The organism is Actinokineospora globicatena (assembly GCF_024171945.1).
GTDB classification, from domain to species: domain Bacteria; phylum Actinomycetota; class Actinomycetes; order Mycobacteriales; family Pseudonocardiaceae; genus Actinokineospora; species Actinokineospora globicatena.
Window position 1 is genome coordinate 1,863,848 of sequence record NZ_JAMTCR010000002.1, and the last position, 20,734, is coordinate 1,884,581.

Genomic DNA, 20,734 nt, shown 5'->3' on the forward strand with positions numbered 1-20,734 from the left:
TGGGGGCAGGGCTCCGGCAGCACTAACTGTAACCAACGGGGCGGTACGGTCCTCGTGATGACGTCGACCCGCGCCTGGCGCCCCGGCTTCCCGCTCGACCTGGCCCAGGTCCTGCGGCCGCTGCGCCGCGGCGCCGGTGACCCCGCCTTCCGGCTCGACCCGTCCGGGGCGTGGCTGGCAGCGACCACCGACGACGGTCCGGGGACCCTCTTCCTGACGAGGTCCTCGGCGGAGGTCCAGGCCACCGCTTGGGGCCCCGGCGCGGGGGTGCTGCTCGACGGCGTGCCCGCGCTGCTCGGCGCGGAGGACGACGACAGCGGGTTCGAACCGCTACACCCGGTGATCGCGGAAGCACGCCGCAGCAGACCGGGGATCCGCCTCGGCGCCACCGGTCGGGTGTGGGACGTCCTGCTCGCCGCCGTCCTCGAGCAGAAGGTGACCGGCGAGGAGGCGCGCCGCTCCTGGCGGGAACTGGCTAGGCGGTTCGGCGTCCCGGCCCCGGGGCCCGCGCCGGAGGGCATGTCCGTCCCGCCGACCCCGGTGGCCGTGCTGGGCATCCAGGACTGGGAGTGGCACAAGGCGGGCGTCGACTCGGCGCGCAGGCGGGCCATCACCGCCGCCGCGCAGGTCGCCGGTCGGCTGGAGCAGGCCGCGCGGCTGCGCGGGGTCGACGGCAGGCTGTTCCTGCGCAAGGTGCCCGGCATCGGCGTGTGGACGGCCGCCGAGGTGGCGCAGCGCGCCTGGGGCGACCCGGACGCGGTGAGCGTGGGCGACTTCCACATCCCGGCACTGGTCGGTTACGCGCTCGCGGGCCGCAAAACCGACGACCGGGGCATGTTGGAACTGCTGGCCCCGTACGCGCCGCACCGGCAACGGGTCGTCCGCTACATCGAGGCGAGCGGATTCCGCAAACCCCGGTTCGGACCGCGGCTCTCGGTGAAGGACTACCGCGGGATGTGAGCGGAGTTCACCGCGTCAGGTCGAGCAGCGCGCAGTTGTCCCAATCGTCGTGCGCCAGTCCGAGTGCGCGCCTGCACCGGTGCCGACCCATGAGCAGGCTGTTCGCGTAGCTCAGGTGCGCGTCGGCGTGGTCCAGTTCCGCCATTTCGTGCGGCAGCAGGTTCGCGATGGCCAGCGAATACCACTCGGCGGCCGAGCGGAGCTCACCGCGCTCGGCGTGCATCTCGGCGGCGAGCTCGCAGGGCGCCGGGTGGATCGGCAGCTCGTCGCGCAGCAGGTCGAACTGGATCTCGGCCTCCAGCGGCCGACCGAGGTCGAACATCAGGTCGGCGAGGGCGACCCTGGCGAAACCGCGGTCCTCACCGCCGAGCGCGATGGCCGCGTCCAGGTATCCGATAGCGGCGCTCGACTCGCCCGCCCGGCGTTTGGCGTGCGCCGCCTCCAGCAGAATGTCGCCGCGGTCGTCGTAGCGGAACAGCCAGGCGAATTCCTCGGTCATGGAGATAAAGCTAGCAACATCGCGCGCCGGGGGTCGGCCGGACGACCTCTTCGCGGTAATGAGAAACAATTCTCTCGGCCGTCCGGCAAAACACCCACAACTTGCATCGCCTAAGAAGGTGAACTCACCGGAGAACGGCCAGGATCGGGTCGATTTCCACGCCGCCGTCGGGTAATGCGTCCACCGGCCACCAGCGCAGGTCAAGCGACTCGGCGCTGCGCACCGGCTGCGCCCCCTCGGGCGCCCGCACCGCGAACCGCACGTCGAAGTGCCGGGTCGGCAGCCCCAGCGAGCAGGTGATCGGGTGCACGTCCACGTGCAGCGGGACCGGGTCAATGCGCAGTCCGGCGATCCCCGACTCCTCGGTCGCCTCGCGCAGCGCCGCCCCGGCCAGCGTCCGGTCCGAGGGCTCGCAGTGCCCGCCGAGCTGCAACCAGCGGCCCACCCTCGGGTGCAGGGTCAGCAGCACGTACTCGCCGTGCGCGTCGAACACCAGCGCCGACGCGGTGATGTGCCCCGGCTCGCACGCGCGCAGGCACGCGTCCGGCCGGGCGAGCAGGAACCCGAGGAAGGCCTGCCGCAACGACTCCTGGGTCGGGTCGGCCGGGCGCCAAGCGGACATCGTCGCGACCGCGTCGGGGTGCGGGCTCACAGTTCCAGCAACTCCTCGTCCCGCGGCTCGCGCGGGGTCAGCTCCTGCGGGGGCCGCCCGACCGCGACCGCGCCGAGGGGCTCCCAGGACGCGGGCAGCCCCAGCACCGAGCGCACCACGTCCGGGCAGAAGATCGTCGAGGATACCCAGCAGGACCCCAGGCCCTCCGCGCCAAGGGCCACCAGCAACCCCTGCACCGCGGCACCACCGGCGACGGTGAACATCGTCCGCTCCGCAGCTGCCCGGCGCGGGTCCGGGTACTCGTGCGCCCCGTCGCGGACCAGGAACGGCAGCACGATCTCCGGCGCCGCCACCAACAGGTCCCCGCGCTTGACCCGCCGGGCGACCGCCGCGTCGTCGAGCCCGTCGCCGCGCAGGTCCGACTCCCAGGCCTCCCGCATCGCCGTGAGCAGCTCCGACCGCCGGGCCGCCAGCCGCACGAACCGCACCGGGCGCGTGTGGTGCGGCGCGGGCGCTGTGGCCGCCGCCGCCGCCGCGCGCCGGATGGCACCGACGTCGACCGGCTCGTCGGCGAAGGACCGCAGCGACCGGCGCAGCAGCACCGCCTCCCGCCGCCCCCGGGTGATCGCCTCCGCCGTGCCCAGGCGGAACAGGTCGTCCTCGGGCGCGCGCACCAGGTCGCGCGCGGTGGACTTGTCGTCGCCGATCTCCAGGCCGCGCACGATCGCGACCGGCACGCCGCCGAGCTTGCCCTTCACCAGGTCGGCCGCCGCGGCCACCTCGTCGGCCACCGCGACGACGGTCACCGCCAGCTCGTTGCCGTGCTGGTCGACCGCGCCCGCGTAGGAGTGCAGCACGCCCAACCCGGACGAGCCGATCGCCGCGTCGGTCTGCCCGACCCGCCAGGCCCGGCCCATCGTGTCGGTCACCACGACCGCGACCTCCACGCCGAGCCGCTCGCGCAGGCCGTTGCGCAGCGCGATCGCCGAGCCGTCCGGGTCGGCGGGCAGCAGCGCGATCTCGTCGCGGGCCACGTTCGACGCGTCCACCCCGGAGGCCGCCTGCACCACGCCGATCCGCTTGTTGACCGTGATCAGCGTCGCGCCCTTGGCGGCGATGACCTGGTCGGCCTCCTCCAGCACCGCGCGCCGCTTGGCCGCCTCCCGGCCCGCGGGGTCGCTCGGCACCCGGTAGAGCCTGCCCTCCACTTTGGACACGATCTTGCTGGTGACGACCACCACGTCGCCCGAGCGCAGCCACGGGGCCGCGGCCGCGATCGCGCCGGTGAGGTCGTCGCCCGGTCGGAACTCGGGCAGCCCGGTCACCGGCAGGATCTCGACGCTGCCCCGCGCGCCGTGCTCAGCCAAAGTCGACCCCGCCGAGGTCGACGGCCGCGCGCACCATCGCCGCCGTCGCGTCCACATCGGACATCAGCAGCGGGACCGCCCGGACGGCCACCCCCGGCACGTCCGCGGTGTCGCCGGTGGCCACCAGCCACCCGTCGAGCACGCCGTTCTCCGAGCACGCGCGCGACCCGTAGTGCCGACCGACCGCCTCGGCCGTCGTCGGCAGCCCGATCGCCGCCAGGCACGCGTCGGCCATCCCGCGCACCGGCTTCCCGCCGATGATCGGCGAGACCCCCACCACCGGCGCCTCGGTCTTGCGCAGCGCGGTGCGCACCCCGGGCACCGCCAGCACCGTGCCGACGCTCACCACCGGGTTCGACGGCGCCAGCAGCACGATGTCGGCGTCGGTGATCGCCTCCACCACGCCGGGCGCGGGCGTCGACTCGTCCGCGCCGACCGGGACGATCGACTGCGCCCTCGGCTCCGCGCGGTAGCGGACCCACCACTCCTGGAAGTGCACCGCCTTGCGCTCGCCGGTGCCGGGCTCGTCGATCACCACGTGCGTCTCGACCCGGTCGTCGGTCATCGGCAGCAGCCGGACCCCCGGCTTCCAGCGGTCGCTCAGCGCCGCGGTGATGTCGGAGAGCTCGTAGCCCGCGCGCATCATCCTGGTGCGCACCAGGTGGGTCGCGATGTCCTTGTCGCCGAGGCCGAACCACTCCGGGTCCGCGCCGTAGGCCGCCAGCTCCTGCTTGACCGTCCAGCTCTCCCCGGTCCGGCCCCAACCCCGCTCGGTGTCGCTACCGCCACCGAGGGTGTACATGCAGGAGTCCAGGTCCGGGCAGATCCGCAGCCCGTGCAGCCAGATGTCGTCCGCGGTGTTCACGATCGCGGTGACCTCGTGCGCGCCGGGTGAGTCCGATTCGCCCTCCGGCGGTAAACCGAGGAACTTCTTCACACCGAGCAGGAACCGGGCTCCCCCGACCCCGCCGACGACAACCACTACCTTCACGGTCGGCGACCCTCGCAAGCTCAGTCGGTGACCGGTCGCCCGGCCACCGAGATGGTTTTCACATTCGGGTTTACTGCCAGAAGAAGAACGCGCGCTGCCCGAAGTACGCGGCGGTCTCGTCGCCGCCCAGGGCGCCGAACAGGGCCTGCACCACGTCCCAGAACGCCTCGCTCACCCCGGGAACGCCGATCAGCACCGCGAACAGGATCAGCGGCGCCCACTGCCTGGCCTTGGCGCCGAAGCGGCGCGCCTCGTAGGACAGGTACGGCTCGATGGCGCCCCACCCGTCCAGGCCGGGCACCGGCAGCATGTTCAGCACGAACGCCGCGAGCTGCAGCAACGCCAGGAACGACAGGCCCCAGGCGATGCCGGGGGCCGGGTCGAAGACGTTCACCGACACGGTCAGCAGGAAGGCGATGACCAGGTTCGAGAACGGCCCGGCCAGCGAGACGGCTGAGTCCACCGCTCGGGACCGCAGCGCGTGGTGGTTGATCCACACCGCCCCGCCGGGCAGCGGGATGCCGCCGATGGCCAGGAACAGCAGCGGCAGCAGCAGGCTCAGCACCGGGTCGGTGTAGCGCCGCGGGTCGAGTGTGAGGTAGCCCTTGAAGTAGACCTCGCGGTCGCCACCGCGGAAGGCGACGATCGCGTGCCCGAACTCGTGCAGGCACAGCGACACCGCCCAGCCGCCCATGACGAGCAGGAAAACCCCTGCGCGCAGGGCGGTTTCGCCCTTCAGCAGGGTCAGCAGGGCACCACCCACGGTGAGCACCACGAGGGCGAGGAAGACCGGTGACGGGCGAACCGCTGATCGCTGCACGACACAAGTGTGGCAATGTCGGCCGGTTGGCGGGTGACCGGACCGGCATTCGCCGCGGTTTCGGCAGGTACACGATCGGGTACGGGGTGCACATATCCCATCACCCGCTCGGGGGCCGCGCTTGACCCGCCGCGGCGACACGGGTGTAATCACATCGATGTCATTCGCCACGGGGACGGCCGATGGCATCCGCCAGCCGGGGAGTGCGGAAGGCGAGGAGGCGGGCGATCATGCAGGGATTGGGTGACGGGGGCCGCGTCGTGGAGTGGGGCGAGCGGTCGACAGAGGACCTCGGGGTGTTCTCCGGGTTCTTCGACGAGTCCGAGGAGCAGGAGTGGCAGGAGCGCGCACTGTGCGCGCAGACCGACCCCGAGGCGTTCTTCCCCGAGAAGGGCGGCTCGACCAGGGAGGCCAAGCGGATCTGCCTCGGTTGCGAGGTCCGCTCGGAGTGCCTGGAGTACGCCCTGGCGCACGACGAGCGCTTCGGCATCTGGGGCGGTCTGTCCGAACGGGAGCGGCGCAAGCTCAAGAAGCGCGCGGTCTAGGTCTGACCGCGGACAGCACGCCGAGGGCCTGTACTGGGGAGTCCGGGCTCAAGGTGGTCGCGGGAACGGTCGATAACGCGGGCTGACCGCCCGCGCCTTCACCACGGTCCAGCGCGTCCCGTCGTACGGTGGGCGGTCACATGACCCGCCAACGAGGGAGGTGTGCTGGCCCGTGCCCGCCCGGTCCCGGTCGGCACTGGCGCGCGGCGCGCCTGTGCTGCGCACCGCGCCGGTGCTCGCCGTCCTGGTCTGCCACGACGGCGCCGAGTGGTTGCGGCCCGCGCTGTCGGCGCTGCGCCGGTCCAACCCCCGACCGCGGCACGTGCTGGCGGTCGACACCGGTTCGACCGACGGCACCGCCGAGCTCCTCGCGGCCGCCGCACGTGGTCCGGACCAGGTGCTCGACGGGGTCATCACGCTCGACGCCGCGACCGGGTACGGCCAGGCGGTGCACGCCGCGCTCGAGCACGCCGTCGAGCGCTGGGGCGACCCCGGCGGCTGGATCTGGCTGCTGCACGACGATTCCGCGCCCGACCAGGACTGCCTGGCCACCCTGCTGCTCGCGGCCGAGGTGTCGCCGCGGGCCGGTGTGCTCGGGCCGCTGGTGGTGGACTGGCAGGACCCCCGGCTGGTGGTCGAGGCCGGACTTTCCACCGACGCGGCCGGGCACCGGCAGACCGGCCTCGGACCGTCCGAACTGGACTGGGCGCGGCTCGGCCGGGGCGGCGACCGGGGCTTCGAGCAGAGCACCGAGGTGCTCGCGGTGTCCTCGGCCGGGATGCTGGTGCGCCGCTCGGTGTGGGACGCGCTCGGCGGGTTCGACCCGGCGCTGCCGCTGTTCGGCGAGGACGTCGACCTGGGCTGGCGGGCCAACCGGGCAGGCCACGTCGTCCTCTGCGTCCCCAAGGCGCGGATCCGGCACGCCCGTGCGGTGTCCACCCGGCGCAGGCGGATCGACGTCGGCGTGCCCCGGCTCGGTGGCACCCCGCGCGCGCTGGCCAGGGGGCACGGGCTGCGCACCTTCCTGGTGAACTGCTCGACGTTCTCGTTCGTGGTCGGCGTGCCCCGGCTCGCGGTGCTGTGTCTGCTGCGGGCACTGGGTTTCGCAATGCAACGCAGGCTGGCCGACGCCCGCGCGGAACTGCGCGCGCTGGCGTACCTGCTCGGCGGCGGCGCGGGGTTGCGGGCAGCGCGCGCGGACCGGGCCACGCGGACGACGCGGTCAGGGAGTGTTCGCGGACTGTTCACCAGCCGTGCGACCCGGCTGCGCAACGCGGTGCGTGGCGCGGTCTCGACCATGGTCCGCAGGCGGGTGGCCGCCGATGCCGCGCTGGGCAGGCTGCCCGACGACTACGACCCGGTGTGGCTGGAGCCGGAGGCGGTGCCTCGGCCGCCGGTGAGCCCGGACGCCTTGCCCGCGGGGGCGGACGGTCGTCCTCGGCGTGCGGGGTTGCGCCGACCGGAGAAGGCGATCGCGGTCCCGTTGCTGCTCACCGAACCGCCGACCGGGTTGGCGCCGAGTCCAGGACCACGACCGTCGCCGGTGCGCCGGGACGGGACGTCGCCGGAACCGGCGCCGGTGCTCGTCCAGGTCGATCGGTCCAGGGTGCTGCGGCAGATCGCCTTCGCGCCGCCGTTGCTGTTGGTGCTCGGCTTGGTGGCGCTGGCGTTCGTCGTGAACTCCGGCAGGCTCGGGCTGGACCTCGCGGGCGGACGCCTGGCGCCGGTCGGGTCGCTGGATCAGGTGTGGGCCGAGTACCTGGCGACCTGGCACGGCATGTCCGGTGGCACGGCCGCACCCGCTCCGGCGGCGCTGGCAGTGCTGGGCGTCTTCGGAACTGTGTTCGCACCCGTGGGCGGTCCGCAGGCCGTAGTGGCGTTGCTGTTGCTCGCGGATCTGCCGCTGGCAGGCCTAAGTGCGTACATCGCGACTAGAAGGGCGCCGGTGCGCCGCTGGGTGCGGGCACTGCTCGCGCTGGGGTACGCGCTGCTGCCCCCCGCCACGGCGGCCGTCGCGCAAGGCAGGCTCGACGCGGTCGTAGTGCACGTCCTGCTCCCGTTGGTGGCCTCCGGGATCGCCGCGCTGATCGGCCGTCACCGGGTCGGTCAGGGGGCCTGGCTGTCGACCACGGCGGGCACCGCGCTCGGGTTGGCGGCCATCGGGGCGTTCTCCCCGTTGACCCACCTGACGTTGGTCGTCATGGCGCTCGGCGCGTTCGTGCTGGTGCCCGCCGGTGGCACGCGGCGCGGTGCGGCGCTGTTCCTGCTGGTGCTCATGCCGCTGGCGTTGCTGCTGCCGTGGCCCGCCGTCGTGATCCAGCACCCCGGCGTCGTCCTGCACGGCATCGGCACGGTGGTCGAGTCGCCCGCAGCCTCGCTGGTCGACCTGATGAGCCTCAATGCCGGTGGACCCGGGGCGTGGTCGTTCGTCGGGTTCGCGATCCTGGCGGCGGTCGCGGCCGGGATCGCTTTCGGTGCACGGCGGGCTGTGCTACCTGGGTTGGGTTTCGCGTTACTGGGCGCGGTCACCGTCGTCCTCGTGCGACTGGTGCCCGCGACACCGCTGAGTGGTGGCCCTGCTGTGCCCGCGTGGACCGGGGTGCCGCTGCTGATGGTCGGCTGGGGGCTGGTGTGGGCGCTTCTAGGCGCTGTGCGCACCGGGAGGACGCCGGTAAGACTGCCTGCCGTGTTCGCTGGTGCGGCCGCGTTGGGTGTTCTTGTCATCGGCGTGGTCATCCCCGGTCGACAGGGCCCGCTCGACGACTCCGGCGGCGAGAAGTTGGCGACCACGTTGACCGCCGAACTCGCCAACACCAACCGGTCCCTTTTGGTCCTCTCCGACCAACCACCCCGACAGGTGACGGGTCGCGCACCGCTGTTCGGGGATGACGACCTCGCCCCGACCCCGTCCGCCAGTCCCCGGCTCGCCGCGCTAGAGCGCGAACTGCGCTCGGATGACTCGGACCGAGTCCGGTCCGCGGTGCACAAGGCCGCCGCAACGGGTGTGCTGTTCGTCGTGGTCCCGCAGGCCGAGGCGCAGCGCTTCCAAGACCGCGCAGGCACTCTTGTCGCGAACGCACCGGCAACGTCCACTGGAGCCGCCGTGTTCCGGCTCCTACCGCGTTCCGGTTCGGCCTACCTACTTCCGCCTGACGAAGCGCATCTAGCCCTCACCGGCGGTACGCCCACAACCGACGCCGCGGTGCCGATCGACGCCGCCCCACCGCAGATCGCCGTCAAGGTGTCCGATGGCGCTGAAGGACGGTTGCTTGTGGTCACCGCCGAGGAAGAACCCGGCTGGGAAGCCACAGTCGACGGTAGGCCTGTCGCGGTCGTGCGGGCATGGGGCAGTTCGGTCGCGGTAGCGGTACCCATCCGAGCGGCTGAAGTGCGCCTAGAGCAGCCCACGACGTTGCGCGGCTTGCTGTTGCTCATCCAGGCCGCTGTGATGCTGTTCGCCCTGCTGACCGCGATCCCGGCGCGCGGCCGGGGTCAGGACTCGCCGTCGATCACGCCCGGGTCCAACCCCAGGTAGGCGGCGACCTGCTCGACCAGCACGTCGTGCACCAGGTCGGCCAGGTCGGCGCTGTCCTTCGCGCGCGCCTCCAGCGGCCGCCGGTAGAGCACGATCCGCGCCCTGGTCGGCTGGCCCCTGCGGTCCACGCCCGCGCGCACCAGCCGGGCGAGCGGGACGCCGCTGTCGGCGAGCACCCCGTCCGGGGTGTCCGGGGTGACCTCGGGCACGTCGTCGACCGCGACGTCGAGCTTGGTCAACTCGGTGCGCCAGCGCGCCTCGATGGGCTCGAGCGCGTCGAGCACCAGCGCGTCGAACTTCTCCGCGCGCGTGCTCGCCGCGGGCAGCGTCGACGGGTACAGCGGACCGCGCAGACCGCGTCCGTGTCGATCGCGATTGCGCCGTCCGCGCCGCCGGGAACTGCGAGCCGTCACCACCCTGAGCAGGGTACGCGGGTCCCCTGCTGGGCCGGTTGGGCGTGTCGGGGGCGTGTCGTGCGGCACTTGGGGCGCGAGGGGCCGCGGAGGCGCTATGGTCACCGATCGTGCGGAGCGTGCGGCGGTGTTCACGGACCGGGTGTCTCGACCCGGCCGTCGCCACGCTGACCTACGCCTACGCGGAGTCCACCGCGGTCGTCGGACCGCTGGCCACCTACTCCGAACCGCACAGCTACGACCTCTGCGAGGAGCACGCGCTGCGGCTCACCGTCCCGCGCGGCTGGGAGGTCGTGCGCCACGACGGCGCCTTCGCCCTCCCGGAACCCTCGGTGGACGACCTGACCGCGCTGGCCGAGGCCGTGCGCGAGGCCGGTCGGGTCGACCGCCCGGTCGAGCAGCCGGACCAGGCCGCGGGCGCGGGCAGGCGCGGTCACCTGCGGGTACTGCCCGACCCGGTCACCGAATAACGACCGACCCGGTGGGCCACTGGCGACGCTGGGCGTCGCCACCGCGTCGCCGCCGGTAGGCTCCTGGCGAGTAGTCGCGGGCTGCCGCAGGGCCAGCCTGCCCGACCCCCTGGGAGTACCCCGTGCGCGACCTGTCCGGTGTCTTCAAGGCCTACGACATCCGCGGCGTGGTGGGCGAGCAGATCGACACCGACCTCGTGCGCGCCATCGGCGCCGCCTTCGCCAGGCTGGTCGGCGGGCCCGCCGTGGTGATCGGGTACGACATGCGCGACTCGTCGCCCGGCCTGGCCGACGCGTTCGGCGACGGGGTCACCTCGACCGGCGTCGACGTGGTCAACATCGGTCTGGCCAGCACCGACATGCTGTACTTCGCCTCCGGCAGCCTGCAGCTGCCCGGCGCGATGTTCACCGCCAGCCACAACCCGGCCGAGTACAACGGCATCAAGCTCTGCCGGGCCGGTGCCGCTCCTGTTGGCCAGGACTCGGGTCTCACCGAGATCCAGGCCGATGTGGAGGCTGGGGCCGAACACGCGGCGGCTGAGACCAAGGGGTCTGTCGAGCACAAGGACCTGCTCGCCGAGTACGCCGCGTACCTGCGCAAGCTGGTCGACCTGTCCGACATCCGGCGGCTCAAGGTCGTCGTGGACGCGGGCAACGGCATGGGCGGGCACACCGTCCCCAGCGTGTTCGCCGACCTGCCGATCGACGTCACCCCGCTGTACTTCGAGCTCGACGGCAGCTTCCCCAACCACGAGGCCAACCCGCTCGACCCGAAGAACATCGTGGACCTGCAGGCCAAGGTGCGCGAGGTCGGCGCGGACGCGGGGCTGGCCTTCGACGGCGACGCCGACCGCTGCTTCGTGGTCGACGAGAACGGCGACCCGGTCTCGCCGAGCGCCATCACCGCCCTGGTCGCGGTGCGCGAGCTGGCCAAGGACCCGGGCGGCACGGTGATCCACAACCTGATCACCTCCGACGCGGTGCCCGAGATCGTCGCCGAGCACGGCGGCAAGCCGGTGCGCACCAGGGTCGGCCACTCGTTCATCAAGCAGGAGATGGCCCGCACCGGCGCGATCTTCGGCGGCGAGCACTCCGCGCACTACTACTTCCGCGACTTCTGGAAGGCCGACACCGGCATGCTCGCCGCGCTGCACGTGCTGGCGGCGCTGGGCGAGCAGCCGGGCACGCTGTCCGCGCTGACCAGGGAGTACAACCGCTACGCGGCCTCCGGTGAGATCAACTCCACGGTCACCGACCAGGCCGGGCGGCTGGCCGCGATCCGCGCCGAGTTCGGCGGCCGCGACGGCGTCGAGCTCGACGAGCTCGACGGGCTGACCGTCCGGCTGCCCGCGGGCGGCTGGTTCAACCTGCGCGCGTCCAACACCGAGCCGCTGCTGCGGCTCAACGTGGAGGCCGCCGACGACACCGCGGTCGCCGCCATCCGCGACGAGGTGCTGGCGATCGTCCGGGCCTGAGCCCGCGCGGCCCGCGCTTGCGCTGCGGGCACCGGCACCGGCCTGGGACACTGACACTGAGGAGGACGACCATGGCAGTCACGCTGGACCAGCAGTTGTTGGACATCCTCGCCTGCCCGTCCGACGACCACGCCCCGCTGCGCGTCGGCACCCCGGACGACCCCGACGCCGACGTGCTGACCTGCACCGAGTGCGGCAGGCGGTACCCGGTCACCGACGGCATCCCGGTGCTGCTGCTCGACGAGGCCGAGCACCCCACCGACCGGACGACCGCGGACTCCCCGTGAGCGGCGTGGCCGACGACACCCTCCTCGACGACCCCGCCCGGTTGGGCGAGGCCGACGTCGACGGGCTGCTGCGCGCGGGTGCCATGGCAGGCGCCCAGGTGCGGGCCACCACGGAGGCCGCGGCGGAGGCGGGCATCGGCAGGCTCGCCGGTGTCCGACCGCGCGCGTTGGTCCTGCTGACCCGTCCCGGCCTCGGCCCCGCGGTGTCGCGGCTGCTCGCCGAGCTGCTGCTGCCCGCGTGCCCGGTGCCGCTGGTGGTCACCGACGTGGTGCCGCCGTGGGTCGGCGCGTTGGACGTGGTCATCGCGCACACCGACGACCCGGGCGACCGCCAGCTCGCGGAGGACATCGACCGGGCGGGCCGTCGCGGCGCGGGCGTCGTGCTGACCGCGCCGTCCGAGGGCCCGGTCGCCGCCGCTGCCGCGGGCAACGCGGTGCTGATCACGCCGCGGCTGGTCGTGCGGCCCGGGTTCGGCTTCGCCAAGGCGTACACCAGCGGGCTGCTCGCGCTCAAGGAGCTCGACCTGCTGCGCTTCGACGCGGACATGCTGGCCGACGAGCTCGACCGCGAGGCCGAGCGCAGCCACCCGCAGCACGAGTCGTTCGTGAACCCGGCCAAGACGCTGGCGCTGCGGCTGGCCGAGCACTCCCCGCTGCTGTGGGGTCTCGACCACGTCGCCACCGCCGTCGGCCGCCACGCCGTGCAGGTGCTCGGCACGCACACCGACCTGGTGTGCGACGTCGTCGGCTACCCGCAGGCCAGCAGCCGCACCGCGCTGCACCGGGCCGCGGTCCGGGCCACCTCCGAGCGCGACATCTTCGCCGACCCGGACTCCTTCGACGGCCCGACGGCGCTGCCGCCCCGGGTCCTGCTGCTCGCCGTGCGCGCGCTGCCCTCGGACCCGGTGCGCAGGCAGGCGCACGAGACGCTGCCCGCCGCCGACGTGATCGCGCCCGCCGAGGAGATCACCGCCGACGAGCCGACCAGGGCAGCCGTGCTGGCCCTGCGCTTCGAGCTCGCCGCGCTCTACCTGGGCCTTGCCGCAGGCACGACCGGCGGTACCGGCCGTTACGCTCCCGCGAGCGCGTGACCAGGGGGTCTGGTCCGAGGTGACAGTGGGAGCGAGCCCGGTGGTCGATGCCGACGCCACCGGGTGGTCCGAAGGAGTGAGTAGTCAGGTGGAGCTGCTGCGCAATGCGGTGCGCCCGTATGCGTGGGGGTCGCGCACGACTCTCGCCGAGCTGCTGGGCAGGCCGGTGCCCGCGCCGCACCCGGAGGCGGAGCTGTGGATGGGCGCGCACCCGGGCGACCCGTCCCGGTTCGTCGACGTCGACGGCGCGGAGCACTCCCTGCTCGACCGCATCGACGCCGACCCGCGCGGGCAGCTCGGTGACGCCACCGCGGTCAGGTGGGGTAATCGGCTGCCGTTCCTGCTCAAGATCCTCGCCGTCGAGGAGCCGCTGAGCATGCAGGCCCACCCGTCGGCGGCGCAGGCGGCGGAGGGCTACGCGCGCGAAGAGGCCGCGGGCATCACCCGGGACGCGGCCAACCGCAACTACCCGGACCCGACCGCGAAACCGGAACTGGTCTGCGCGCTCACCGAGTTCCACGCCCTCGCGGGCTTCCGCGACCCGGTGCGCACCATCGCGCTGCTGGAGCAGCTGCGCACCCCCGGCTTGTCCGCGCACATCGACCTGCTGGTCGGCCAGCCCAACTCCGACGGGCTGCGCGCGCTGTTCACCACCTGGATCACGCTGCCGCAGACCGCGCTGGAACGGCTGATGCCGGACCTCATCGACGCCTGCGTCGCGCACATCAAGGCGCACGGCGAGTTCTCCCTGGAGTGCCGCACCGTCCTCGAGCTCGGCGAGGACTACCCCGGTGACGCGGGCGTGCTGGCCGCGCTGCTGCTCAACCGGCTGGTGCTCGGCCCCGGCGAGGCGATCTACCTGCCCGCCGGGAACCTGCACGCCTACCTGCACGGCACCGGCGTGGAGATCCTCGCCAACTCCGACAACATCCTGCGCGGCGGCCTGACCCCCAAGCACGTGGACGTCCCGGAACTGCTGCGGGTGCTCGACTTCGGCTGCGGCGACATGCCGGTGTCCAGCGGGGAGCAGGTCGGGCGGCTGCACACCTACCGCACCGACGCGCCCGAGTTCGAGCTGTCCCGAGTGGAGTGGGCGCCAGGTCAGCGCGACCGGGTACCGCTGCCGGACGGGCGGCCGCGGATCATGGTGTGCACCGGCGGCGCGGTGGCGGTCGGCGGTCGGCGGCTGGGCCGCGGCCAGTCGGCGTGGGTGCCCGCCACCGAGGTGGCCCTGGCGCTGCACCCGGTAGGCGAGGGTCACACCCAGGTGTTCGTGGCAACCGTGGGCGCCGAGGCGGCCGACCGTGACACGCTCTAGGCTGCCACCCGTCTGATCGACCCGACATATCGGACTAGCACCTGGGAGCGACTGTGTCCGCTGGAGGCAGCACCAAGGCCATCCTCGCCGCGCTCGGCGCGAACGCGGGGATCGCCGTGGCCAAGTTCGTCGGCTTCCTGGTCACCGGGTCGTCGTCGATGCTGGCCGAGGCGGTGCACTCGGTCGCCGACACCTCCAACCAGGGGCTGCTGCTGCTCGGGCAGAAGACCTCGCAGCGGCGCGCCACCACGGAGCACCCGTTCGGGTTCGGCCGGGACCGGTACTTCTACTCGTTCATCGTCGCGCTGATGCTGTTCTCGCTCGGCTCGGTGTTCGCGCTCTACGAGGGCACCCACAAGATCACCCACCCCGAGGCGCTGACCTCGCCGTGGGTGGCGGTCATCATCCTGGTGCTGGCCATCGCCCTGGAGTCGTACTCCTTCTACACCGCGATCGCGGAGTCCAAGAAGATCAAGGGCGACGCCACCTGGTGGGGCTTCATCCGCCAGTCGCGCACCCCGGAGCTGCCGGTGGTGCTGCTCGAGGACGCGGGCGCGCTGCTCGGCTTGGTGCTCGCGCTCGGCGGCGTCGGCCTGACGCTGGCCACCGGCGAACCGGTCTGGGACGGCATCGGCACCCTGTGCATCGGCGTGCTGCTCGGCATCATCGCGGTCATCCTGATCGTGGAGATGAAGTCGCTGCTCATCGGCGAGGGCGCCACCCCGGCCGAGCTGGCCAAGATCGAGGACGAGCTGGCGACCGGCAAGGTGCAGCGCATCATCCACCTGCGCACCCAGTACATCGGGCCGGACGAGCTGCTGGTCGCCGCGAAGATCGCGCTGCGCCCGGGGCTGCCGATGGAGGACGTCGCCCAGGCCATCGACGACGCCGAGGCACGCGTCCGCAACGCGGTCCCGGCGGCACGGTTGATCTACCTGGAGCCGGACCTCTACCGCACCACGGTCAGCACTCCCTGACCGGCTCTTCCAGCGGGGTCCCCGCGCCGAGGAAGTTCACCCCATCGAGCCCCTCGCTCACCGCCTCGAGCTGGTCGCCTCGCCGATCCTGAGGCCGCGCAGGAGCTGGGCCCCCACGTGGGCCTTGCCTGCCTCGGTGAGCAGGCCCGCGGGGGCCAGGACGTAGTCGCGGTCGACGGTGATCCGGGCGGTGCGCAGGACCGGGCGCAGGACCGGGTCGGCGCGCAACGCCTCCTCGATCGCCGCCTGGGCGCGCGGTGTGGCGTGGCGGAACACGCCTCCGGACAGCACCAGCAGGCCCGCGCCCTGGGGGCCGAGGCGGTTGTCGATCATCCTGAGGTGCCTGCGGACGGCGATGATGGCGGCCAGGGCGGCCAGCCGGGCGTCCACTTCGGACTCGACCGGGGTGGACGGGACGAAGTCGACGGTGGCGGCGCGGTGCCGCGCGGCGCCCGCGAGGTCGTCGTCCGCCTCGATCAGCTGCTCCGCCAGGGCTTCCGCGACGATGCCGGGGGCGGACCAGCGCATGCCGATGTCGCCCTCGACGCTCCTGCGGTCGGCGGGCATCGCGACCGTGGCGCCTGTTTCCTCCACTGTGGACACCGCGGAGTAGACGTCCGTCGTCGCCCCGCCGACGTCCACCACCAGGACCGCGCCGGGGTCGTCGTCGCTGGCCAGCAGGTGCGCGAGCAGGGAGACGCCGATCAGGACCGCGTCCGGGGTGACCGCGCTGACCAGCGAGCGGAACCGCTTGCCGCGCGAGAGACCCTTGCCGCCGATGACGTGGTCCAGGAAGACCGAGCGGATCGCCCCGCGGGCCGGGCCCGGGTTCAGCTCACCCACGTCCGGCAGCACGTTGTCGGTCGGGACGACGGTGCGGCCGTCGAGCAGCGCGAGGGCCTCGGTGCGCGCGTGGGTGTTGCCCGCCAGCACGATGGGGATCTTGATCCGGCTCTCCGCGAGCCTGCCCGCGTTGTGCAGCAGGACGCTCTCGTCGCCGCCGTCCGTGCCGCCAACGAGCAGCACCACATCGGGGTGGTCGATGCGCAGCGGGCGGATGCTGCCGAGCTTGCCCGCCGAGACGTGCACGACCTTCGCGCCGGCCGAGAGCGCCACCCGGTACCCCGCCTCGGCGCTGACCAGCCGCTCCTGGCCGATGACCGCGAGCCGCAGGCCACCACCCGCCGACGAGCAGGCGAGGATATCGGCGTCGGGACCACCCAACGCCGATATCACGCTCTCGATGCCGTCGAGCACCTCCGGTGGCGTCGTCGCGTGCTGGGCACTGCCCAGCAGCTCGCCGTTGTGGGCGACCAGGGCGCCCTTCGTCCAGGTCGAGCCGACGTCGAGGCAGAGGTAGGGCACAAGGTGGCATCCTACGGTTCTGGCTGCTCAGCCTGCTCGTTCGCTTGGCGCTGCCCGAGCAGGGACCGGCGCCTGCTGTAGGCGAAGTACACGATGACGCCGAGGACCATCCAGGCCACGAACCGCAGCCAGGTCAGCACGGTCAGGTTCAGCATCAGCCACACGCACGCGATGATCGCCACGATCGGCAGCACCGGGACCCACGGCACCCGGAACGAGCGCTTGAGGTCCGGCCGCGTCTTGCGCAGCACGATCACACCCGCCGACACGAGGATGAACGCGAACAGCGTGCCCACGTTGACCATTTCCTCGAGTTTGTCCGCCTCGAAGAAGGTGGCCGCGATCGCGACCAGCACGGCCACGGCGACGGTCGCGCGGACCGGTGTCTGCTTGGCGCTGGTGCGCGCGAGCTTGCGCGGCAGCAGGTGGTCGCGCGACATCGCGTAGATGATCCGGATCTGGCCGAGCATCAGCACCATCACCACGGTGGTCAGCCCGGCGAGCGCGCCGACCGAGATCAGCTGCGCCGCCCAGTCGACCCCGTTGAGGGAGAACGCGGTGGCCAGCGTCTTCTTGTCCTCGCTGCCGTCGGGCTTGAGGGTGGTGGCGAGCTGGTGGTAGGACACCATGCCCACCAGCACCAGCGAGACCGCGACGTAGAGCGCGGTCACGATCGAGAGCGAGCCGAAGATGCCGCGCGGGATGGACCGCTGCGGGTTCTTGGTCTCCTCCGCGGTGGTGGCGACGATGTCGAACCCGATGAACGCGAAGAACACCAGCGACGCGCCCGCCAGCAGCCCGAACGCGCCGTACGTGCCGCCGTCGCCGCCCGCGATCACCGAGAACAAGGACTGCTCGATGCCGCTCTTGCCGATCTCCGGCGGCTGCGCCTCCGGGATGAACGGCGTGTAGTTCGCCGCCTTCACGTAGAACAGGCCGAAGACGATGACGAACAGCACGATCGCCACCTTGATCCCGGTGATGACCGCGCTGACCCGCGAGGACAGCTTCGTGCCGATGGCGAGCATGGTGGCCAGGAAGACGACCAGGACGAGCGCGCCCCAGTCCATCGTGAGCCCGCCGAGCTTGAGCAGGGTGGCCGTGCTCTGCGACGGGTCGAAGTCGAAGACGTAGCCCAGCACGGTGTTCAGGTAGACCGACCAGCCCTTGGCGACCGCGGCGGCGCCGACGGCCAGCTCCAGGATCAGGTCCCACCCGATGATCCACGCGACGAACTCGCCGAAGGTGGCGTAAGAGAAGGTGTACGCGCTACCCGCGACAGGCACGGTTGACGCGAACTCGGCGTAGCACAAGGCGGCCAACGCGCAGGCCACCGCGGCGATCACGAACGCGATCGACACCGACGGCCCGGCGAGGTCACCCGCCGTCCGCGCCGTCAGGGTGAAGATCCCGGCCCCGATGACCACCGCGACCCCGAAGACGATCAGGTCCCAGGTCGACAGGTTCCGCCGCAGCTTGGTGTCCGGCTCATCGGTATCCGCGATCGACTGCTCGACGGACTTCGTCCGCCACAGCCCGTTACCTGGCACCGGTTGCCCCCTCTCCTCGCGGGTGAATTAGCCACGAGAGGGTATCCTTTCCGGTGTCTTTCCGCCGGACAGTGACCGTCGCCTACCGCTCAGGTGACAGCGAGCGCGGCGGCCAGCTCATCTCGGACTTGGGTTCCTCCGGGTCCAGCCCGGCGGCCATCGCGATGGCGCGGTCCCACTCCGGGTCGGCCGTGTAGTTCCCGTGGCCCAGCACGCCCGCGACCCAGCGGCGGCCGGTGAACGGGCCGCGCATCGGGTCGGGGAGCCAGTGGTCGCCGCCCAGGACGAGGGCTCCGGTCGGTGACACGGTCGCGGCGGGCAGCGGGCCGATGGTGCCGTCGGGGCGGAAACCGGTGCCGAGCAACTGGTTGTCGCAGACCTGGCGGTCCCAGGTGGTGACCGCGCCACCGAGCGGGTCGGTGCCACGGCACAGGGAACGCCACCGGGTGCCGAGGCGCTGGGACAGCTCCGCCAACGACGCGTGCGGCACAGCGGCCGGGAACGCGCGCGGGTACGCCCACTGCAACTGCGACCCGACAGTCACCAGACCCACCCGCTGCCGCTCGGGCTCGTTCAGCGACTCCATCAACCGTGCGGCGGTGACAGCCACGAGCAGACTGCCCTGACTGTGGCCGGTTAGCACTACCCGCGTAGACGGGTCCGTGAGGTGTTCAATCACCCGCGCCGCTAGCTCTGGCGCGACCTTCAACGCATAACACGGTGGCACTGTCGGATGCGCTTCTCTAGGCCAGAACGACGCCAGGTCAGCGATAACGCCCAGCCGTCGCCCCGCCTCGGGCTCTTGCGCTGCCGTGTACACCGCGCGCAACAACGCGACGACGAGTGCGCCGAGCGTCAGGATGCCCATGGTGGGCAACGGGTCCATCCACTGCGGGGGGTGCAGTTCCGCGATCCGGGTCGTCACCGAGATAACCGTGCCTGCCGCAAGAACGCCCGCTAGAGCTAAGAGCACCCGGTGCGCGTTACGTCGCTGCCAACCTGCCTTGCGCCAACCGCGTAGGGCTGCGGCGGCGTCGTTGGCCCGCCCTTTGTGCAAGAGGCCGACTTCCGCGTACCCGCCGGGCGACAACAGCAGTCGCACGGCCGCGACCACACCGATCGGGATCGCCACCCCGAGGCCGATCACCGCCGCCGCACCCCACAGCAGGGTCACCTGCTCGTAGCCGCGCGGGAGTTCGATCCCGCTGGAGCCGACCACCTTGCGCAGCGAGATCGCCAGGCCTGCGCCGAAACCGCCGCCGATCAACGCGCTGATCGCCAGCACCGGCGCCGCCATCCACCCCCCGGCCCACGGCCGCAGGTGCTTGGGCTGGTGCGCCCACGTCCGCCTGGCGATCAGGGCGGCGGGCACCAGGAACAGGCCGAGCAGGATCACCACCGCGATCAGACCGGCCGCGATGGCCTCCACGGTCGGACCGGTGCCGACCATCCTGGCGGGCAGCGGGTTGGTGATGACGCCCGCGACGACCGCCAGCGCGGCCCCGGCCAACAGCAGGACGGTCCTCGGCACCCGGCCCAGGACGGTCCTCAGGTGTCGACCGGCAGTTGAGGGTTCGGTTCCCCGCGGGTCGTCCAGAGCGAGTACGCATAGAACACATGTGCCCACCACGGCCAGCGCCGCGACCCACACCGACCGGGACAGGCCGTGCGCCGGTGGCGTGAACGGGCCACCCAGCGGCAGCAGCGCCACCAGCGCCAACGCGGCGGTCAGGTGCAGCGCGCGCAGCGCCGGGGTGTCCGGGTCGGAGACCAGGTTGCGGCCGGGCAGCTCCACCTTCTGGTTCGGCTGGGCGTCGGGCGGGTTCGGCGCGGCCGGGGTCTCCCAGGCCACCGTCGACACCCGGTGCAGCACCGCGATGCCCGCGAGCACCGGGACCAGCCCGACCACCTGGCGCAGTGACGTGGTCGACCGCAGCCAGTCCGGCACCCAGTCCAGGCACCCGGTGCCCGGCGCCAGGCACTGCGCGGCCACCAGGTCCATGCTGACCACGGCGGCCTGCGACACCAGCAGCCCGGTCAGCAGCAGCGCGGCCAGCCGCAGCAGCGACCGGTTCAGCCCGCCGAGCAGCCGCGCCGTCCGGTGGCCGCTGGGGATCGGTGGCAGCATCCAGTGGGCCATGTTCGCCAGCGAGAACGGGAACAGCAGCGCCCAGGTCGCCTTGGCCATGCCGCCGGAGGTCATCGCGCCCCAGACGTACCCCTCGACCACCCTGGGTACCGACCGGCCCTCGGCGCGCAGCACCGGACCGGGCGCGGGCCGCAACAACCGGTCGGCCGGGCGCACGATGCGGCCGACGCCGTCGCCCGCCACGTCGACCGCCGCCACGGCGGTGACCAGGTTCTCCGCGGAGGTGCCCATGATCCCGTGCACGCGCAGCTCGACCACGCGAGTTTCCGAACCCGTTAGCAGCACGTCCCTCCCCGGTCACTCTCCGGC

At 72.5% G+C, this 20,734-nt stretch carries 18 protein-coding genes; 9 read left to right on the top strand and 9 right to left on the bottom strand.

Annotated features, from left to right (window positions below; translation table 11 throughout):
• The first annotated feature begins 57 nt into the window (after positions 1-57).
• A complete protein-coding gene (locus LV79_RS09080) occupies positions 58-960 on the top strand; it encodes a DNA-3-methyladenine glycosylase family protein (protein ID WP_253834072.1) in 903 nt (300 codons plus the stop codon).
• A 7-nt stretch (positions 961-967) separates the two neighbouring features.
• On the opposite strand, the gene LV79_RS09085 is transcribed toward LV79_RS09080, so the two are convergent.
• The 5 genes from LV79_RS09085 to LV79_RS09105 all read right to left on the bottom strand — a co-directional run bounded on the left by LV79_RS09085 (position 968) and on the right by LV79_RS09105 (position 5,250).
• The gene (locus LV79_RS09085; protein ID WP_253834073.1) at positions 968-1,459 is read right to left on the bottom strand and encodes a tetratricopeptide repeat protein; all 492 of its coding nucleotides are present in this window, start codon (positions 1,457-1,459) and stop codon (positions 968-970) included.
• A gap of 124 nt (positions 1,460-1,583) precedes the next feature.
• A complete protein-coding gene (locus LV79_RS09090) occupies positions 1,584-2,111 on the bottom strand; it encodes an NUDIX hydrolase (RefSeq protein WP_121389778.1) in 528 nt (175 codons plus the stop codon).
• On the bottom strand, positions 2,108-3,439 hold the full coding sequence (locus LV79_RS09095) for a coenzyme F420-0:L-glutamate ligase (protein ID WP_253834074.1): 1,332 nt from the start codon (positions 3,437-3,439) through the stop codon (positions 2,108-2,110). The genes LV79_RS09090 and LV79_RS09095 overlap by 4 nt, the downstream gene beginning before the upstream one ends.
• Positions 3,432-4,430, bottom strand: a complete 999-nt coding sequence (gene cofD / locus LV79_RS09100; protein ID WP_253834075.1) for a 2-phospho-L-lactate transferase — start codon at positions 4,428-4,430, stop codon at positions 3,432-3,434. The genes LV79_RS09095 and cofD overlap by 8 nt, the downstream gene beginning before the upstream one ends.
• A 70-nt stretch (positions 4,431-4,500) precedes the next feature.
• Complete coding sequence (locus LV79_RS09105) at positions 4,501-5,250, bottom strand: site-2 protease family protein (protein ID WP_253834076.1); 750 nt, start codon at positions 5,248-5,250, stop codon at positions 4,501-4,503.
• A 230-nt stretch (positions 5,251-5,480) separates the two neighbouring features.
• On the opposite strand from LV79_RS09105, the gene LV79_RS09110 reads away from it, so the two are divergent.
• Entirely contained in the window at positions 5,481-5,795 is a 315-nt protein-coding gene (locus tag LV79_RS09110) for a WhiB family transcriptional regulator (RefSeq protein ID WP_092778108.1), read from the top strand.
• Positions 5,796-5,967: 172 nt separating this feature from the next.
• Complete coding sequence (locus tag LV79_RS09115; protein ID WP_253834077.1) at positions 5,968-9,330, top strand: glycosyltransferase; 3,363 nt, start codon at positions 5,968-5,970, stop codon at positions 9,328-9,330.
• Here LV79_RS09115 and LV79_RS09120 read toward each other — a convergent pair.
• Positions 9,288-9,746 carry a metallopeptidase family protein gene (locus tag LV79_RS09120; protein WP_204448825.1) on the bottom strand — a complete coding sequence of 153 codons (459 nt, stop codon included), beginning with the start codon at positions 9,744-9,746 and terminating at the stop codon, positions 9,288-9,290. The two genes, LV79_RS09115 and LV79_RS09120, sit on opposite strands and share 43 nt — an antisense overlap.
• Positions 9,747-9,853: 107 nt before the next feature.
• Here LV79_RS09120 and LV79_RS09125 point away from each other — a divergent pair, with 107 nt between their 5' ends.
• From LV79_RS09125 to LV79_RS09150, 6 genes are all read left to right on the top strand, one after another.
• Positions 9,854-10,213 (top strand): DUF3499 domain-containing protein, encoded by a 360-nt coding sequence (locus tag LV79_RS09125; protein WP_253834078.1) that lies wholly within the window; start codon positions 9,854-9,856, stop codon positions 10,211-10,213.
• Between the two features lie 122 nt (positions 10,214-10,335).
• Complete coding sequence (locus LV79_RS09130) at positions 10,336-11,688, top strand: phosphomannomutase/phosphoglucomutase (protein WP_253834079.1); 1,353 nt, start codon at positions 10,336-10,338, stop codon at positions 11,686-11,688.
• A gap of 71 nt (positions 11,689-11,759) precedes the next feature.
• Positions 11,760-11,975 (top strand): Trm112 family protein, encoded by a 216-nt coding sequence (locus LV79_RS09135; RefSeq protein WP_253834081.1) that lies wholly within the window; start codon positions 11,760-11,762, stop codon positions 11,973-11,975.
• A complete protein-coding gene (locus LV79_RS09140) occupies positions 11,972-13,066 on the top strand; it encodes a hypothetical protein (protein ID WP_253834083.1) in 1,095 nt (364 codons plus the stop codon). Before LV79_RS09135 ends, LV79_RS09140 begins: the two co-directional genes overlap by 4 nt.
• A gap of 88 nt (positions 13,067-13,154) precedes the next feature.
• Entirely contained in the window at positions 13,155-14,384 is a 1,230-nt protein-coding gene (manA, locus tag LV79_RS09145; protein ID WP_253834086.1) for a mannose-6-phosphate isomerase, class I, read from the top strand.
• Positions 14,385-14,437: 53 nt separating this feature from the next.
• Positions 14,438-15,361: a cation diffusion facilitator family transporter gene (locus LV79_RS09150; protein WP_253834088.1), complete on the top strand. Its 924-nt coding sequence runs from the start codon at positions 14,438-14,440 to the stop codon at positions 15,359-15,361.
• Between the two features lie 57 nt (positions 15,362-15,418).
• Here the strand turns inward: LV79_RS09150 and LV79_RS09155 are convergent, their stop codons facing one another.
• The 3 genes from LV79_RS09155 to LV79_RS09165 form a co-directional block, all read right to left on the bottom strand.
• Positions 15,419-16,726: a glutamate mutase L gene (locus LV79_RS09155; RefSeq protein ID WP_253834090.1), complete on the bottom strand. Its 1,308-nt coding sequence runs from the start codon at positions 16,724-16,726 to the stop codon at positions 15,419-15,421.
• Between the two features lie 11 nt (positions 16,727-16,737).
• A complete protein-coding gene (locus LV79_RS09160) occupies positions 16,738-18,276 on the bottom strand; it encodes an APC family permease (RefSeq protein ID WP_253834091.1) in 1,539 nt (512 codons plus the stop codon).
• 82 nt (positions 18,277-18,358) lie between these two features.
• Positions 18,359-20,683, bottom strand: a complete 2,325-nt coding sequence (locus LV79_RS09165) for an alpha/beta hydrolase family protein (protein ID WP_253834093.1) — start codon at positions 20,681-20,683, stop codon at positions 18,359-18,361.
• Positions 20,684-20,734: the final 51 nt, after the last annotated feature.

Coding starts and splice junctions, on each gene's coding strand:
- LV79_RS09080 (WP_253834072.1), top strand. CDS start 58: ATGACGTCGACCCGCGCCTGGCGCCCCGGCTTCCCGCTCGACCTGGCC.
- LV79_RS09085 (WP_253834073.1), bottom strand. CDS start 1,459: ATGACCGAGGAATTCGCCTGGCTGTTCCGCTACGACGACCGCGGCGAC.
- LV79_RS09110 (WP_092778108.1), top strand. CDS start 5,481: ATGCAGGGATTGGGTGACGGGGGCCGCGTCGTGGAGTGGGGCGAGCGG.
- LV79_RS09135 (WP_253834081.1), top strand. CDS start 11,760: ATGGCAGTCACGCTGGACCAGCAGTTGTTGGACATCCTCGCCTGCCCG.